General features: G+C 56.2%; 13 protein-coding genes. 4 read left to right on the top strand and 9 right to left on the bottom strand.

Annotated elements, in window-relative coordinates; all coding sequences use genetic code 11:
- Positions 1-243: 243 nt before the first annotated feature.
- Positions 244-996 (top strand): hypothetical protein, encoded by a 753-nt coding sequence (locus tag ABB29_RS14755; RefSeq protein WP_057660396.1) that lies wholly within the window; start codon positions 244-246, stop codon positions 994-996.
- Positions 997-1,223: 227 nt separating this feature from the next.
- A complete protein-coding gene (locus tag ABB29_RS14750; protein WP_057660394.1) occupies positions 1,224-1,592 on the top strand; it encodes a hypothetical protein in 369 nt (122 codons plus the stop codon).
- A 428-nt stretch (positions 1,593-2,020) separates the two neighbouring features.
- Here ABB29_RS14750 and ABB29_RS16200 read toward each other — a convergent pair whose 3' ends face one another.
- From ABB29_RS16200 to ABB29_RS14710, 8 genes are all read right to left on the bottom strand, one after another.
- Positions 2,021-3,946, bottom strand: coding sequence for an ATP-binding protein (locus ABB29_RS16200; RefSeq protein ID WP_083487961.1), 1,926 nt, complete (start codon positions 3,944-3,946; stop codon positions 2,021-2,023).
- An 8-nt stretch (positions 3,947-3,954) separates the two neighbouring features.
- The gene (locus ABB29_RS16445) at positions 3,955-4,818 is read right to left on the bottom strand and encodes an HNH endonuclease (protein WP_157062674.1); all 864 of its coding nucleotides are present in this window, start codon (positions 4,816-4,818) and stop codon (positions 3,955-3,957) included.
- Positions 4,819-4,823: 5 nt separating this feature from the next.
- Positions 4,824-6,401: an AAA family ATPase gene (locus ABB29_RS14735; RefSeq protein ID WP_083487959.1), complete on the bottom strand. Its 1,578-nt coding sequence runs from the start codon at positions 6,399-6,401 to the stop codon at positions 4,824-4,826.
- Between the two features lies 1 nt (position 6,402).
- Positions 6,403-8,091 carry a restriction endonuclease subunit S gene (locus ABB29_RS14730; RefSeq protein ID WP_057660391.1) on the bottom strand — a complete coding sequence of 563 codons (1,689 nt, stop codon included), beginning with the start codon at positions 8,089-8,091 and terminating at the stop codon, positions 6,403-6,405.
- Positions 8,088-9,554 (bottom strand): type I restriction-modification system subunit M, encoded by a 1,467-nt coding sequence (locus ABB29_RS14725; protein ID WP_057660390.1) that lies wholly within the window; start codon positions 9,552-9,554, stop codon positions 8,088-8,090. The genes ABB29_RS14730 and ABB29_RS14725 overlap by 4 nt, the downstream gene beginning before the upstream one ends.
- Before the next feature lie 33 nt (positions 9,555-9,587).
- Positions 9,588-11,987, bottom strand: a complete 2,400-nt coding sequence (gene hsdR, locus ABB29_RS14720; protein ID WP_057660388.1) for an EcoAI/FtnUII family type I restriction enzme subunit R — start codon at positions 11,985-11,987, stop codon at positions 9,588-9,590.
- Complete coding sequence (locus ABB29_RS14715; RefSeq protein WP_057660536.1) at positions 11,984-12,175, bottom strand: ribbon-helix-helix domain-containing protein; 192 nt, start codon at positions 12,173-12,175, stop codon at positions 11,984-11,986. The genes hsdR and ABB29_RS14715 overlap by 4 nt, the downstream gene beginning before the upstream one ends.
- A gap of 138 nt (positions 12,176-12,313) precedes the next feature.
- On the bottom strand, positions 12,314-12,595 hold the full coding sequence (locus ABB29_RS14710) for a helix-turn-helix domain-containing protein (RefSeq protein WP_057660386.1): 282 nt from the start codon (positions 12,593-12,595) through the stop codon (positions 12,314-12,316).
- Positions 12,596-12,714: 119 nt separating this feature from the next.
- Here ABB29_RS14710 and ABB29_RS14705 point away from each other — a divergent pair, with 119 nt between their 5' ends.
- Positions 12,715-13,146, top strand: a complete 432-nt coding sequence (locus ABB29_RS14705; protein WP_057660384.1) for a hypothetical protein — start codon at positions 12,715-12,717, stop codon at positions 13,144-13,146.
- Positions 13,140-13,484 (top strand): hypothetical protein, encoded by a 345-nt coding sequence (locus ABB29_RS14700; protein WP_157062673.1) that lies wholly within the window; start codon positions 13,140-13,142, stop codon positions 13,482-13,484. Before ABB29_RS14705 ends, ABB29_RS14700 begins: the two co-directional genes overlap by 7 nt.
- A gap of 140 nt (positions 13,485-13,624) precedes the next feature.
- On the opposite strand, the gene ABB29_RS14695 is transcribed toward ABB29_RS14700, so the two are convergent.
- Positions 13,625-14,080, bottom strand: coding sequence for a hypothetical protein (locus ABB29_RS14695; RefSeq protein WP_057660382.1), 456 nt, complete (start codon positions 14,078-14,080; stop codon positions 13,625-13,627).
- Positions 14,081-14,086 lie beyond the last annotated feature (6 nt).

Here is a 14,086-nt window from a genome sequence, read left to right as displayed (position 1 = left end):
CGAGCGTGAAGGCAACGACATCGATCAGCGTCCGTGCGCACCTTCGATGCGTTGTTCGCGGCGCATGGGTGGCCGCGCCGTCGCGTTCATTTCGAAATCATCCGCTGCACATCCTCATCACGCAGGCAGCAGCAGCCTCGATGACATGGCCGGGCGCGCCAGCGCCTGATTGCCGTAGCGATTTCAACCGGCCCCGCGGCTGCCATCACCAGAACAATCATCACCAGAACAAGGATCATCGACATGGCACATGACAACGACATTCCCGACCGCAACCCCGACCCCATCACCGGCGCACCCGGTTCGCACCCGCTCGGCGTGGGCGTTGGCGGCGTCGCCGGTGCGGCCGCGGCCGGCGCGGTCGCCGGCACTTTCTTCGGCCCCATCGGCACGCTGATCGGCGCAGCCGCCGGCGCTGTTGCCGGCGCCGCCGCTGGCAAGGGCGTTGCCGAGCGCATCGATCCGACTACCGACATCGACTACTGGCGGCGCGAGCACGAGACCCGTCCGTACCACGACGCATCACGCGACTTCGACCGCGATTACGTCAGCGCCTACGACGCGGGCCGCCGCGCACGCGAAGAGCAGCCGAACCTCCGTTGGAACGATATCGAGCCGCACCTGCATCGCGACTGGGGCAGCCTGCGCGGCGCCTCGACGCTGGACTGGGAGGATGCGCGCCCGGCCGTACGCGATGCCTGGGACCGGACCGACCGCACACATCAGGCTTACCGCTGGAGCGATGACTACTATGCAGGCCGCTTCGAGCGCGCGCCCTATCGCGGCGATGGCTATACCTTCGATGACTACCGCCCGGCCTACCGCTACGGCACCTACGCCCGCCACCAGTACGTCGATCGCGAATGGGATCCGGATCTTGAAAGCGAGCTTGCCTCCGGCTGGGATCGGATCAAGGGCGAGTCGCGTTTGAGCTGGGAGCACGCCAAGGACGCTGTCGCCGACGCCTTCACCCTGCAGCACAGCCGTCCGCACTGAGCGGTACGTGTCGTTGGCCCTGGGCGGGCAAGCTGCTGCCCGCTCAGCCCGCTCAAGGCCGCGACTTCGACGACTCATTCCCTCGAACGTCGAGGTCGCTGCTGCAATTCAGCCAGCCCCCGATTCCGCTTGCCGGCTGCTTTGGAAGCGCATCTTGCCAACAGGCTTCAGCACGCCGACCAGCACAGCCAGGCAGCGGGCCAGGCGGCCACTACAGGAGAGATGAAATGAACGCAAAGCCACGACTGACCGTGCCACTGGCCGCGGTGTTGACGATGCTGCTGATGGGCGGCTGCGACCGCCGTGATGATGCCGACGTCGACCGGGCGAGCACCGGCACGGTGAATCCGCCGGGCGAAACCGTCGACACCACGCCGCAGGACGGCGCTGCAGCGCAGACCAGCCCGGAACGCATCGGCGCCGGCGGCAGCGACCCGGTTGAACCCTATGATTCGACCGATGCCACCATGCCACCGACCCAGAACGATCCGCTCAATCCGACACCCACTCCGCCACCGGTCGACCCGGCCGCCCCCAGCAACCGCACGCCAACCCCGACCGACAGCAACAATCGCGACGACGGCAATCAACGTTGACCGGAGCGGCGCACGGCAGGTAGCTCACGCGGTCGCATACGTCGCGGGAACGGCGTCCTGGCACCGGCAAATCAACGTTTGCGGACCCGGAAAACAACAGGCCCTCGTCTGCGAGGGCCTGGGTGGATTACCGCAATGCGCTGATCCGCGCGCAGTGCCGTATCAGAAGGGTTGTGCACACATAGCGGGCACAAGAGCCATCAAGAGATTCAACGTAACTGATTGATTATAAATATTTTTCAATGTGATTCCTCGTTCCATATTTCACCCTTTTCTATTCGAAGAGGTGATTAAAGACCCTTTGCGGGATCAATTCTACCGCTTTCTCAACGGTCTCTACGGCTTGGTTTGCCGGGAAAAAGTGGATCGGCCAGAGCATCACAGACACTTATTGACCGCTCAGCTCAGCGGACAGTTCGCATCTCAGCCTAAGCAACCAGCTTCGGCTGGACAGGACTGGCAAAGACTTTTTCCAAAAGACTGTCGGTCGGCACCCCATCCACACGATCCTTTAGCTTCTCCCTGAGCTTGAACAATCTGGCGTTGGCAGTACTGACCAATTGATCAAAGGTAATTGCCTTGAGAGTACCCCACTGAGGATCGCCCAATTTCTTACTGCGCTCCGCCTTGGAATCAATTGTCTTGCCCACGACCCAACCATTGATGAAGGGACTGCCTGACATGGCGCCGGAAGTCTTCAGATCCTGAAGATATCCATCCGCTTGGAAGATTTCATCTCGCCCGATCTGAAAGGCACCCTTCTTCAATTCGATGACAAGCACATACTGCAAAGCGATTATGGACGGATCAGCAGGATCAAACCCCTCAACCCCAGTTAGCTGCAAGGAGGAATTCTCACCCAGCACAACGACATCTGGTCGATTCCTTTCGTTGATGAATTTCGCGTCCTTGCTCTTGAAGATCTGTTGAGCAATCGTCTTTAGCGACTGATTGGAACAATATTCTTGAGACTCAAACTCTGGCCCAAACAACCAGCGCGACCTCAAAACGAGCGGGTGCAACGTATGCAATTCATCGACTTCCGGGTCATTAGAAAGACGGCTTATGGTTTCGATGACGCTAAGCCGATCATTGATCTCGTCGAGAACTCGTAGAGCATCCTTGACAGACCACTCGTCCAGCAGACGATCGAGCCCCTCGATATCGTCATGCGAAAGCGAAGTCAGCTTTTGCAGAAGCGCAGCACCGCTCTTGGACTTCTCGAGATTAATAACGGCCTTTACCGCGGTAGCAAGTAGATCCGGCGACATGGTCGGATGTTCTTGAACCAAAGCCTTGGTGAATTCAACAACCTCCGCACGGGCACCGCGCCCCAGCGATTCGAGCCCGTCTCGATTTTGAGTGAGCGCATCTTCGGAGGTTTCCAGGACCACCTCGGAGGCCAGGTCAAAGGCAACCGTATTTACATGCTCTAAAACGACAGAAAAGAGCTCTTTGACATCTGCGTCGTCCTTGAAGGCTGTCCAATCCTGCTCGACGTGCTGCTCGAAACCCTCCGTGTCAGCAATTACCGTGTAGCGTCGTGCAAATCGAGTCCTGCCATCGATGCTACCCGCAGTACCAACCATCCAGCTGGGAGAACCAACTAGCCGTTTCTGGACCCAGAAAGCAATTCCGTGATGAATGGATGTGTGGTTCAGCTTGGTTGTATCGATGACGACGACCGTCACTTTCTTGCCGCCAGCAAGCGGAATAGTCACTTCACTAACTCTGCCGCCGATTTCTTGAAACGGCTGCTTTTCACCGTTGACGAGTACTTCAAACGTTGGATCATGAACGAACCGCGCGGCCAGAACAGAGCGAATTTCATCCGCCTTGGGCATATTCCGACCAACATGAACGCTTAGGCGCGTGCCGCTCCCAGCTCTTTTCCCCGTCTCTTCGCTACGCAAAACAAACGGACTTTCACCGGACCCGGTGCTTACGTTGAAAGTGCCGAGAACGCCATCGCGCCAAGTCTCAACCTGGTATTCATCAGAAAAGCACAGTAGACCATGGCGTCCAACGCCATTGCGGCCGTATGCCGTACGCTTCAGACCTTGGCGCGATGCTGGAAACTCGACGCTCTTTCCTTGATGTTTAACCCGATCATAGCGAAGTGTCATCCAGCGCTTCTTGAACTGGTCCGATGACATGCCATGTCCATCGTCCGTAATAGTCAGCATGCCATCCAACTCGCCAGGCAGTACTAACTCGACCTTGGAGGCACCGGCATCCCACGCATTTGCAACCAGCTCGGTTAGTGCAACCTGAGGCACATGCCCCACCTGCCCAAGTTCACGCAGCAGATAGTCGTCCTCAAAGAGGGAGTTTTGAACCGCAGTATCAGTCATTCTCCCCCCTATAGAAGTTGCGTATAGCCGACAGCTTGGAACCAAGCATCATTGGCCACAGTCTTGGCGAGGGCGGACTGCCATGAATTCACTCCATGCGCGACACGTTCTGCCCGTGCTTGCTGCTGAAGAGTCTCAGCAATCATTGCCGTGGCACCATCGGCGACCGACCCCTGAATCACATTCGCAAAATATACCAACCTTTCCGAGGCCTGTATTGCGAAGCGCCTCTGAAGATCAAACTCTTGAAAATGATTAGCAACCCTGTGAGATACATCAGCAGGCCATGCGGCCGGCACTACTAATAAAAATTCAATATATGGAATTTGTGTTTGAACGATCGAAGCGTACAGCCACTCATCATCAAAAACGTATTGCTGTTCGTAATACGGATGCGAATGAACGTTGTCCGCCATAAGTATTGAATCAAGTTTCCCCCCATTGCAGTCACGGCAAGCTGGCACGAGATTTAAAGGCAGGACGGACAATGAGGAATAACGCCCTTTCGGAAGAAAGTGATCCACTGTCTCCACCGACCCAAAACCGCAATATGGACATATATTGTTTGGTGCCGACATTCGAATCTGATCATAAATTGGTCTTGCTGGCTTCCCAGCACGCGCCATATGATTTTTGTATAGCTGCTTAAATTCACCTCTAGTTACCTGCCCAAGCGCGGCAACATGATTTTCTCCACGCGCATGTGAAACCCACTGATAGAGGTGTCCAGCTGAAGCCAACTGGTCATAAACGAGCTCGTTCTGATCAACCTGCTGGGCAATTGCATTGAACCTGGCTCGCACGTTGCCGTCGCCAATGCCCTGAACGCAGGCAGCATATACAGCCGCTTGCGTAAGATTGGGCTTAGTCAAGCGCCTCAAGTGCCACCTCCGCCTCTCTTGCTGTCACGAGAGGCAATCATGGCCATCAGAATTGATTTGCCTTCCATTCCAAGCCTGTCCCCGAAAGATCGGGATACGTCCTCGAAGGCAGCTCCGGAATCGACTGCATCCTGTAGCATCGCATGGAATCCGGACTTGGAAACTTCCAGCCCGAAGACTTCTTTTGTCAAAACACCAACATTCTCCGCAAAGGTCTCACGAACCGGGCGATCTTTTCGCCACTCCAATCCTGATCTGTTTAAAATCCATACGCAGGATCTCGGAACCTCTTGAACCACAACCGGCGAGTGCGTGGCGACAATGGCCACACCATTTCTATCATGAAGAAGTTCCGAGAGAGATCGAGTGAACGCAGACAGTAATGGCGGGTGCAGATGGCTCTCTGGCTCGTCCAACAGAACGAGCGTCTTTTCTTCGACAAGATTCACCAGAGCCGTGATAGTTATCAGGACGATCTTATGTCCTGAACTCATCCGCCCCAGAACCTTTCTTGCAGCCTCTTCCGTCTTTTCATGACGTTTCCGCGCCATCTCCGCAAGTATCGGAAGCTCCATGGACGCAAAATTCGCATCCGAAGACAGTCTTTCGATAGCCTTTAACCAACGCCTTGCCTTCGTTTCCTGGCTCATGCATTGACCGAAGGCTGAAACAAAGTCGTCAATCAGATCGGCCTCTGATTTCAGCGAAGAGTCTGGGTCTGCAACCGCTCCGAGCCGCCCCTTTTTCATGCCAATGTAAAAGTACTTTGGTCCCTTCTTGGGCTCGTCATTGTCTGGCGGTGGCACGAACGGATCGAACACACTGAAGGAAACCGAGACAACACTTCCGAAATAACCATCGGAAAGTTCGTCCCCTGCACTGAAGGATTCCCCTGAGACGAACCTCCCAGTTCGTTCCTCACCATATTCGGGGTGCACCGCTTTGACCATTCCATTCAACACAGTTGTCTTGCCGATCCCGTTACGGCCGATCAAAACATGCACATTGGTCGGGGGCTTTGAGCCCGCATCGACCTGGAACTGCAGATCGACTTTGGATCGCTTCTCACTCCCCGGATCCTCATACGCAAACTTGAAATCGCTGAGAACAGCCTCACCGCGAAGGACGCGGCGGAACTGAGCATGCACCGTCAGCTCATTGACATTGCGCAGCAAGGATGTCGTGAATACTTCCTCGTTCTCCGCAACTTCGAGCGCATCCTCGACGAAGGCGACATCGCGCAACCCATTCAGGATTTCATCGCGATCTTCCGGAGAAAGCTTCCCGAAAGCATTCTCATAGTACTCGACATCCTGGCCAACCGAGAACCACTCATCTGTGAGCCTGTCGAACTGAGGCGAAAGTTTGTCGGTAGTTCTTCCAGTCTTCTGACCTTTGAAGCCAATCTTTACCGCACCAAGTTCAACGTGACGTCCATCTGAGTCGATGTAGTGCAAGACAAATAGCGTCTTGAACGAAAAGTCGTCCCAATTGTCTGGGATAAGCTGAGCCACGCCACGCAATTTGTGGTCGACGTACGCTTTTGGCGAAAGGACTTTGAATGTAACCGCCATCTCACACCCTCGCCATCACTGCACACAGAAGTTCGGCTTGCTTGGCTTGAGCGACGTCGATGCTCTGCTCTAGCATGTCGCACAGCCGCATTAAGGCGTCGACGCGGGCGACGATACGCTTTTGTTCATTCAGCGGCGGGATTGGGACCGGGATTTCCTTCAACTTGGAAGCTTTGATGCCTGTCGCAGTCATGCCAGTAGCATCGGTCAGAAGTCGGCTCTGGAGTATCTCGGACATCATCACGATCTTGAGGAATTCTGCCATCGCTGGAGCATGAAATTGGAAACAAATGACGCGCTGGGCCAGAGCAAATTTCTCTGGGATGTCGATGATCGCGACGTTTCCGAGCGGCGCTTCGGTAGTAAATAACATATCGCCGACACGCGGAAATCCGCGCGTCATCCATTCGTTGTACTCAGAATTTGAAACGTATTCGCGCGGTTCACGGCTGATGTAACCGAAACGGACGTTTTTCGCTGTAATCAGCGGAATGCCAGCGCCTACTTTTTTAGGAGTTCGGCCGCGATAATCGATGAACTTCGCGAGATTTCCGAGGCGACCATATGACCAGCCATCTGGCGTCCCGCAATACTGCTCGTCAGCGCCAACGCTTGGTTCAGCGCTCGTTCTCAATCCTTCTTCCTTCTCACGACGCGCCTTCTCGGCTTCAACTTGCTTCAGAAATACAGAGGCGGGCGTTTCCGTCGGGTCTTGCAGAACCAGCTTGCCCATCACCGCCAGTTGCAGAATGGCCTTGCGGAGCTCGGCCACGTCTTCGCGGGTACTGACGAGTGTGGAGAAGTTCTTGCGAAGCAGCGCTGCGGCGGCATCGTCGCCGGCTAGCCATTGGCGCACGGTTGCGGCGCGGGTGGCGGCGCGTTTTTCGGCTTGCCGCTGGCGCAGACGATCGAGCTCGTCGCAATGGGACATCAACTCTTCTATACGGGCGACGATGCGCTTTTGTTCTTCCAGTGGAGGCAGCGGGTGAGCGCTGTTGATTGCATCATCCGTGCCGAGACGTGGCATTTTCACGCCGTACATTAGGTTGTTCACATGTGCTAAGAAGGCTGGCCTTTTCAGAAGCCAGCGTAGAAATTCAGGTATTACCGCCTTGCTTGGAACAATCGGTACGATTTCCGTCGTGCAGACACCATCCGAATCCGCAACGATCACCTTGTCCAGGTAGGGACGAAGTTTTCCATAAAGTACGTCACCGGCCTTGAAGGTCGATTTCGTGGATTTTGACTCACGCTCAGAATAGGTTGCTCGATACAATAGCTTGGAAGTTTCCTTCTCTATATCTTCGAGGTCGAGAACCCAAGCGTTCTTCTTTATCTTCTCCGGTTCGATGTTTTCCCTGCCGTTGTATTCAGCAAATTCACCGAGCCTAACCCACTTCCAATTCGTGGGAATCTCATGGAGCTTTTCAGCTTCTGAAACCGGAACAAGGATTCTTGGCGAACGGATTCTCCCGGCCTTCCCGCGTTCCGATTTCTCCTCAGTGATCTGATTCAGTAATTCGGAAATCGATGTGTCTTTCGGGTCTTGCGGTACTAGCTTGCCCTGCATGGCTAGCGTCAGAACCAACTGACGGAGGCGCGCGATGCCGTCAGGTGCATCGAAGGCCACGTCGAACAAAGGCTCCAGCCATGCTATGTGGCAGTCAGATTCGGCCAACACCGCGCTCATGCACCGTGTTCCATTGCCGACAACAATTCGGCCTTCAGCGTCGCTTGCGCGGCCTGTACCTGCTTCGCCAGCTCCATGTACTCGGCTAGCAGAACTTCCGGCTCGGCGTGGACCACGTCCACCTGATGCGGGTTCTTGCAGTCCAGGTTGTAGTTGCGCGCCACGATCTCGGTCGCGCTAAGCTTCCAGGCCTGCTCGGTTACCTTGCGACCCTTGCGCGCGGCCCCACCCCACCACTTCTTTTCCAGATCGAACTCGCCAATCGTTAGCGGCTTGCTGCGCGAGTAGCTCTTGTAACCAGTCGGGTATGGATGCTCGAAGAACCACACGTCCTTGGTCGGACCTCCCTTGTCGAAAAACAGGATGTTGGTTGCAATGCTGGTGTAGGGGGCGAACACGCCCTTGGGCAGGCGCACGATGGTGTGCAAGTTGAATTCTTCCAGCAGCTCGCGTTTGAGTGTGGATTTCACCCCTTCGCCAAACAGGAAGCCGTCCGGTAGCACTACGGCAGCGCGGCCGGTATCGTGTTTGAGCAAATGCATGATTAGCGCCATGAACAGATCCGCGGTCTCGCGCGTCTGATGCTTGGCCAGGAAGTTCTTCTCGATGCCATCCTCTTCCATGCCGCCGAACGGCGGGTTGGTGATGATGACGTCCACCCGCTCGCGCGGTGAGTAGTCCTTATACGGACGGCTCAGTGTGTTGTCGTGCCGGATATTGGTTGGCACGTCGATGCCGTGCAGCATCATGTTGGTGATGGCCAACATGTGCGGCAGGGGTTTCTTCTCCACGCCGTGGATGCTTTCCTGCAGCCGCTCCTTGTCTTCCGGGGTCTTCACCTGCTTGTTCAAATGCTCGATGGCGCAGGTCAGAAAGCCGCCGGTTCCGCAGGCCGGGTCAAGGATGCTTTCGCCCAACCGCGGATTGATCACGTCCACCATGAACTGGGTGACGGCACGTGGGGTGTAGTACTCGCCGGCATTGCCCGCAGACTGCAGGTCGGCCAGGATCTTCTCGTAGATGTCATTGAACAGATGGCGATCGTTGGATGAATTGAAGTCCACGTCCTCTTCGATCGTGTTGACGACCTGCCGAAGCAGGGTGCCCGACTTCATGTAGTTGTAGGCATCCTCGAACACCGCACCCACTACCTTGCCCTGACGGGACACCCCGGCACGGGTAGCCAGTGCCTTCAGTGCAGGAAACAGGTCGTTGTTGACGAAGTCGATCAGCTCCTCACCGGTGATGCCTTCTGGATCTTTGGCCCAGTTGCTCCAACGGAAGCGGCTCGGCAGCGGGGAACGATAGTTGGGCTGGATGGCATCCCATTCCTGCTCCTTGTCGTCAAAGATCTTCAGGAACAGTAGCCAGCAGATCTGACTGATGCGCTGGGCGTCGCCGTCGACGCCCGTATCCTTGCGCATGATGTCTTGGATGGACTTGATAAGCGTGGTAATGGTCATGTTGCGTGAGTCTTTTTTGAATGGGTCAGCGCATCAGGCGCTATAAAGGGCTTGTTCCAGCTCAGCCAAGGCCTGCTGGTATTTCTCCTTGCCACCAAAGGCGCGGATTAGCTCGATGGGGGTGCCGAGCTGGTTGATCGGAGCAATGCTGAGGATCTGTGGCTCTTCGATCGGGCCGACGCCCTCATCGGCGTATTTGTCCAACAGGGCTTCCAGCACACGTCCCGCTTGCTCGCCATACTTGCCGAAGTAGTTGCGCTTCTTCACATTCTCGGCGCGCTCGCGCCGGGTCAGCGGCGGCTGACCCCAAGCCACATGGCACAGCAGATCGAAGGGATCGAAGGCTTTCCCTTGCTGGCCTACTTCCTCGGCCAGCGCGTCGAAGAAGATCCCATGTTCGGCCAACTCGTTGATCACCGCCTGCTTCTTCTCGGCGCCGTTCCAGCGCTTGAGGAAATCATTGATGGTGGAAAATTCCTTGCCGATGGTCTTGCGGGTGTAGTCCTTCAGAGACTCGGTGATCAGCTTGCCGCTGGCATCGAAGTACTGCACGCGTTCGGCCAGCACTTTGACTTCAACATTCGCCACTACGTAGCGCCGTGGCTTGTCGTCGGGGTCGTCATCGCGGTCATTAACCGGATGCGAGCTGTAACCCGAGCCTTGCGGGTAGTTGCCATCGGGATCGAGGCTCGAACCTGCCGTCGTGCTGACGCCATCGACGGTTGGCGGCTCAGGCGGCACGATGGGATCGTCGCCTTTTGGTTCGTAGATCTGCACGGGGTCGCCATCAAAGGCCGGATCGGCGAACAGCTCGGTGGCTTTCTTGAAATCGAGGATGGTGAACCAGTACTTGCCGTAATCCTCATTGATCCGGGTGCCACGGCCGATGATCTGCTTGAACTCGGTCATCGACTGAATGCGCTGATCCAGTACCACTAATTTGCAGGTCTGCGCATCCACGCCAGTGGTCATCAGCTTGGAGGTAGTGGCAATGACGGGATACTTGCTCTCTGGGAAGATGAAATTATCCAGTTCCTGCTTGCCTTCCTCGTTGTCGCCAGTAATGCGCATCACGTACTTGGCGTTCTGGGCGACCAGGTCGGCATTCTCATTCACCAGTGCCTGACGCATGCGCTCGGCGTGGTCGATGTTGTCGCAGAAGACGATGGTCTTGTCGAAGCGGTTGCTTGCCTTCAGGTAGTCGCTGATCTTCTTCGCCACGAGGTTGGTGCGCTGCTCGAGCACTAGACTGCGATCGAAATCACGCTGGTTGTAGATGCGATCCTCGATTTCATTGCCGTGCTTATCCAGCATGCCCTTGTCGGGTCGCCAGCCGGTCAGATCCTTGTCGATATCGATACGCACGACTTTGTACGGGGCGAGGAAGCCGTCCTCGATGCCCTGGCGAAGGGAGTAGCTGTACACCGGCTCGCCGAAGTAATCGATATTGGAAACGTCCTTGGTTTCCTTCGGTGTGGCGGTTAAGCCAATTTGGGTGGCGCTGGAGAAGTATTCGAGGATCTCGCGCCAGGCGGAATCCTCGGCTGCACTGCCGCGATGGCATTCATCGATCACGATCAGATCGAAGAAGTCCGGGCTGAACTGCTTGTAGATGTTCCTCTCTTCCTCGGTGCCGGTCACTGCTTGGTACAAGGAGAGATAGATCTCATACGATTTGTTCGCCTGGCGCTTGACGATCTTGGTCATCGCCGGACCAAACGGTTTGAAGTCGTTGGTCATGGTCTGGTCGACCAGGATGTTGCGATCGGCTAGGAACAGGATTCGCTTCTTGGCTCGCGACTTCCACAAGCGCCAGATGATCTGGAAGGCGGTATAGGTCTTGCCGGTGCCGGTGGCCATGACCAGCAACAGGCGCTGTTGCCCTTTGGCGATGGCTTCGATGGTCTTGTTGATTGCCAGCAGCTGGTAGTAGCGTGGGGTCTTGTTGCTGCCGTCGCTATAGTAGTCTTGGGTGACAACCTGTTGCTGAGCCTCAGTCAGGCCCTGGTGCTCCGCCCAGAGCTGCCACAAGGCTTGCGGGCTGGGGAATTCGCTTAGGGCCAACTCGCGTTCGATTACCCCATCCTTGGCGATGCGGTTATGGAACAGGAAGCCATCACCATTGCTGCTGAACACGAAGGGGACTTGCAGCATCTCGGCATAGGCCAGCGCTTGCTGCATACCATCGCCCAAGCTGTGCTTGTTGTCTTTGGCCTCGATCACCGCAATCGGCTGGCCAGGCTTGTGGAACAACGCGTAGTCGGCGCGCTTGGGCTGGGCACGGGTATGCATTTGCCCGCGCACGATCACCCGCCCCTTGGTCAGCGGGAACTCCTCCCGAATCTGGGTGACGATGTCCCAGCTAGCCTTTTCGAGCGCCGGGGTGATGAACTTGGTACAAATGTCTCGCTCGGACAGGGCCTTCTTGTTCACGCCTTCCCCGCTTTGCCCTTGGCGGCCGGCTTGGCTTGGGTAATCCCGTGCTCCCGCGCGTACTCAAGGACCAGGGATTCGACCATCGAAGCGGCCGAACGGCGCTCACGCTCGGCAGCCAGCCGAAGCAGATCCTTGATCTCCGGCGATGTACGGATCGACAGAGTCTCGTTCTTCAGGCGCTTCATGCGGCCTCCCCAAAGCCGGAATGTACTGCCAATGTACTGCATCTTGAGCGTACACCGCCAGTGGAGGCGATCAATCGTCCGACGCTGGAGGCAGCACGCTAGAGCAAGGCAGTCGCACCCATTGGGACAAGACCCGAATCAGCCCCTCTTCCGGACCTGGCGCGATCTGGTCGTCGGGCCTGCCTTGGGAACTGCCAACTGGATGGCCACCTCCGGGGACAGGCCGAGCGCCCCCGTGAGGTGCAGGAACTCCATGACGTCCAGCCTGCGGGCTCCCGCCTCAATAGCCGAGAGGCGCTGCTGCGGCCAACCCAACGTCGCAGCAAGGGCGGATTGGGATAATCCTGCAGCTTCGCGGGTCTCCCGCAGTTGGGTAACCAGCCGCCGATAAGCCGTGGAATAAATAGTCTTAGTAGCCATGACCGCACCGAAATGGGCGATCAATGAATCTATGGCACGACTACCGATTACATGAATTTTGTGTGGGATCGGGTAAGATGGGCTGTGTCCTTGCCTGTTCCTTCTGCCGCCGCCGAGACATGGCCCTCTACCTCGTCAATCCCGGTGTGGATCTCACTCTGGAGCTTTACATAGCCCCCACGATGGAGGAGGCCGTTTGCATCCAGTGGGAGCGGGTCGAGGACAAGGCCATCCGGCAGACTTTTGTCCGTAAGCTCGAGAAGCAGCTTGAGCGCCTTATAGCCGAATGCATGGACTGGGACCTGAAGGAACCTACCCCTGCACAGGCGTCCTACGCCGCGCTCATCAGCAGGAAACTGGACGTATCAATACCGTCAGAGGCCATGAAGTATCGGTTCCACATGGCGCTGTTCATTGATACCTACAACGAGCAGTACCGGACGGAGATATCAAAGCTTCCCCCAAAAAACACGGTGGAAATTGAGAAAGCGCAGGCGCTTGTTGCGAAGAAGATGAAAGCCGGCTCCTCAAGCGACAGTGACGCATGCTGACCCCAGCAATCCCCTGGCATCAAATGACCGAACGGGAGCAACTTGTCTGGGCTTCCTCTTACGCATCCCTGGCAAGCGATCCGGCCAATGCAATCAGATTGGCAGACCAGGCTATCCGCCAGCTTCGCGAACTGGATATCGACAACGAGCGATATTCCGGGCCTGAATACGAAGCTGCGCGACACGGACCGGGACTGACACTCGAGGAGTTCCGGGCTTGGTATCCGGTTGCCTTGAAAATTGCCAAGAAAGGGATCGTCAAACCGAACGAAATTACCGAAGCTTCATGTCAGACTGCTTTCCAGATCTATCAGCGATGCGCATCTGACTTCTACTAAACCAGAGTGCCGAACCGGCTAGATAATCAAAACTGGCGCAGTCAGCGAAAGACCTAAAACTTTCGTGCGCTTTCTATTCCTCAGGTACTTCCGCAGAGATTTACAGCATCGATGCCAACGGAAGCACTCAAACTGAGAGATCATTCCTTAGGCTTGACCTTTTTCGGTTCCTTCTTTGTTCGACGGTGACCAGACCTATCCACTTCCGGCAGCGGCTTATCCCACGTTAGAAAATCCATCCTGACGTTGTTCGCGTAGGCATTGTATTGCCAACGACGGAACTGATCGAGCAATACACGGTTCGTCTCCTCAAGGCGCTTCACTTGAGCCTCAAGGTCAGCGATGCGGCGTGTAGCCGCATCCAGTGTAAAATCTCTCGGCAGCGCGCTTCGCACCTCACGCGAGTCCTTTTGACGCTGTTGAAACCGCTCCTTAATGGCAGGATAAAGGTACATCGTGTGCTTCGAAATCGAGGCCACGTTCAGCACCTTTGCGACACGATCGCAGAAAAGCGGCCAAGTGAGCTTGCCTTCCCAGCGATCTAGCTCACGCATGATCTTTGGCAAAGTTGCCTTGGTGATGATCTTTTTTGGCATGGTGGG

This window comes from Pseudoxanthomonas dokdonensis (assembly GCF_001431405.1).
GTDB lineage: Bacteria > Pseudomonadota > Gammaproteobacteria > Xanthomonadales > Xanthomonadaceae > Pseudoxanthomonas_A > Pseudoxanthomonas_A dokdonensis.
This window is presented reverse-complemented; position numbering and strand designations above follow the sequence as displayed.

Excerpts from the sequence above, each read along its gene's own strand:
- ABB29_RS14710 (WP_057660386.1), bottom strand. The coding sequence starts at position 12,595 with ATGGCTACTAAGACTATTTATTCCACGGCTTATCGGCGGCTGGTTACC.
- ABB29_RS14700 (WP_157062673.1), top strand. The coding sequence starts at position 13,140 with ATGCTGACCCCAGCAATCCCCTGGCATCAAATGACCGAACGGGAGCAA.
- ABB29_RS14705 (WP_057660384.1), top strand. The coding sequence starts at position 12,715 with ATGGCCCTCTACCTCGTCAATCCCGGTGTGGATCTCACTCTGGAGCTT.
- ABB29_RS14750 (WP_057660394.1), top strand. The coding sequence starts at position 1,224 with ATGAACGCAAAGCCACGACTGACCGTGCCACTGGCCGCGGTGTTGACG.
- ABB29_RS14715 (WP_057660536.1), bottom strand. The coding sequence starts at position 12,175 with ATGAAGCGCCTGAAGAACGAGACTCTGTCGATCCGTACATCGCCGGAG.
- ABB29_RS14755 (WP_057660396.1), top strand. The coding sequence starts at position 244 with ATGGCACATGACAACGACATTCCCGACCGCAACCCCGACCCCATCACC.
- ABB29_RS14725 (WP_057660390.1), bottom strand. The coding sequence starts at position 9,554 with ATGACCATTACCACGCTTATCAAGTCCATCCAAGACATCATGCGCAAG.
- ABB29_RS14730 (WP_057660391.1), bottom strand. The coding sequence starts at position 8,091 with ATGAGCGCGGTGTTGGCCGAATCTGACTGCCACATAGCATGGCTGGAG.
- ABB29_RS14695 (WP_057660382.1), bottom strand. The coding sequence starts at position 14,080 with ATGCCAAAAAAGATCATCACCAAGGCAACTTTGCCAAAGATCATGCGT.
- ABB29_RS14735 (WP_083487959.1), bottom strand. The coding sequence starts at position 6,401 with ATGGCGGTTACATTCAAAGTCCTTTCGCCAAAAGCGTACGTCGACCAC.
- ABB29_RS16200 (WP_083487961.1), bottom strand. The coding sequence starts at position 3,946 with ATGACTGATACTGCGGTTCAAAACTCCCTCTTTGAGGACGACTATCTG.